2 protein-coding genes are annotated in these 2,134 nt (G+C 73.9%); both read right to left on the bottom strand.

What is annotated here, in order from left to right; all coding sequences use genetic code 11:
- Window positions 1-210 precede the first annotated feature (210 nt).
- Window positions 211-729, bottom strand: a complete 519-nt coding sequence (locus P409_RS32510) for a hypothetical protein (RefSeq protein ID WP_052121652.1) — start codon at window positions 727-729, stop codon at window positions 211-213.
- 68 nt (window positions 730-797) lie between these two features.
- Window positions 798-2,134 (bottom strand): serine hydrolase domain-containing protein (locus P409_RS32505; RefSeq protein ID WP_034848379.1); only part of this gene is annotated, 1,337 nt, incomplete at its 5' end.

The raw sequence follows: 2,134 nt of genomic DNA, 5'->3' as shown, positions 1-2,134 counted from the left end.
GGCGACGGTGGCGGCGCTGCGGCCGTCGAGCAAGGTCGGCACGGCGGCGCCATGGTCGGCCAGGCGCCGCGCGACGCCGCTGCCCATCGCCCCGGGGGCGATGATGGCGATGGTCGGTTGCATCGGATGTCCTTTCGCTCCGCCGGCGGCCGCCCCTTCCGGGCCCCGGCCCGGGGATCATGGCGCGATCGGGAGCATCCGGAAAGACCGTCAGCTCGCGGTGTTCGCCCCGGCGACGGCGCCGACATAGGAGCGGACGCGCGGCCGGCTGCGCTCCGCGTCGCGGCGCCAGAGGGTGTCGTCCTCATTGGCCGCGCTCAGCGGCACCACCGGGCCGGACCAGCCGCCGGCGCGCCAGTGGTCCTCGCGCGCATCCATGTCGACCGTGCCCTCGTCGTCCAGGATGTCGAGCGCGCGGTCATGCTCCGCATCCGTGACCTGGACGGAGACGAGATAGCAGCCGCGGCGGAGGTGCTCGCCATAGGTGAAGCGCTCGTCGTCCGGGAAGAACAGGCCGCGCAGGGATTCGAGGATCCCCATGCGCTGCTGCGGCGTGGGCTCCTCCTCGTGCCAGGCCTCGGGATCGTCCTTCGGGTCGATCTCATTGCCCGGCACCAGGCGGATCCGGTCCTTCGGGATGCGGCTGGCGATCAGGCGCCCGACCGCATCCTCCGCATCCTTCCGGGCATCGAACAGCGCGGTGAGAGTCCATTGACGGGCCTGCGGCATCGCATCGTCTCCTCGGCAGCCCCCTCCGCCGAGGCAACGGGACGCGGCGCTCGGCCGTTCCGCCCCCCCTATCCCCGCCGGAAGCGCAGCACCCGGCTGCGGTTCAGCGCCAGCCGGACGGTGTCGCCGTCGACGGCCAGGCCGATGCGCAGCGGCCAGGCGCCTTCCCGGCCCTCGGCCAGCAGCCGGCCACCGCCGAGCGGCAGCAGCGGCGCCGAGATCCGGACCGGGCCGGCGCCCAGCTGCAGCCTTTCGCCGGCGATGGTGAAGCCGGCATGGAACTCGGGGCAGCGCCATTCGCCCTGCACCCGGTCCAGCACGCCATCCGGCGCGATCGGGCAGAAGCGGCGCGCGGCGTGGCCGATCTCGCCCTCCACCGCCTCCCCCGTCCAGCGCAGCCGCATCGGGAAATGGGCGGAGAGCGAGACCCACCAGCCATCCTCGCCGGGATACAGCGTCTCGCCGGTGCCGAGGAAGCTGGCGACGCCGTCCTTCAGCTCCAGCCATTCCGGCCCCTGCTCGGCCACATACAGCCCGTCCGGGATCGCGGCTCCGCGCTGCGGCAGGTCCTCGCCCAGCAGCGCCGCCATCAGCTTCAGCGCCGTGCCGTGCGAGACCGTGTCCTCGCGGTTCGAGACCACGGCGGCGCCGACGCCCTGCTCCGGGTCCAAGAGGAAGTGGGTCTTGTAGCCGAGCAGCGAGCCGCCATGCCCGACCAGCCGGCGCGCACCGAGCCGCGTCCAGGCGAGGCCGAGACCGTAGCCGGTCGGCCGCCCGTCGGCGAGGTGACGGGTGGCGCCGAGCCGGGCCAGCACGCCCTGCCCCGGCCCGCGATCAGCCAGCACCGCCTGCTGCCATCGCACCAGGTCGTGCAGGCTGCCGGTGAGGCAGCCCGAGGCCGAGAGGTGCCGGCCCGAGGTGGCGAGCTGCCAGGCGCCGCTGCCGCCCTTCCAGTAGCCGGGGGCGAGGCCGCGGATCGGGTCGACCCAGGTCTCCGGCACCCGGAAGCCGATGCCGAGCGGCCCGGCGATGCGGTCGCGCACCAGATCGGCGAAGCCGACGCCGCGCCGCAGCAACGCCGCGTCGAGCAGCCGGTATCCGGTGTTGGAGTAGGAGATCTCGTGCCCCGACGGGAAGTTGAGATCCGTGAGCCGGTACAGGACCTCCAGGCTCTCCTCCCGGCTCACCGCCGCGCCCTGCGGCACGCCGAGCAGCGACAGGGTCTCGCCGAGATCCGGCAGGCCGCCGGTCATGTCCAGCGCCCGGCCGGCGGTGACCGCCGCCAGGTCGCCGCGCAGGGAGGGCAGCAGGTGGCCGAGCGAATCCTCCAGCCCGATCCCGCCATGGCACAGAGCCAGCGCCGCGAAGACATGCTTGGTGACCGAGGCGTAGCGCACCACGGTGT

The organism is Inquilinus limosus MP06 (assembly GCF_000767795.1).
Lineage (GTDB): Bacteria > Pseudomonadota > Alphaproteobacteria > DSM-16000 > Inquilinaceae > Inquilinus > Inquilinus limosus_E.
The sequence above is the reverse complement of the archived record's forward strand: the minus strand, read 5'-3'. Positions and strand labels throughout refer to the sequence as shown.

Excerpts from the sequence above, each read along its gene's own strand:
- P409_RS32510 (WP_052121652.1), bottom strand. The coding sequence starts at position 729 with ATGCCGCAGGCCCGTCAATGGACTCTCACCGCGCTGTTCGATGCCCGG.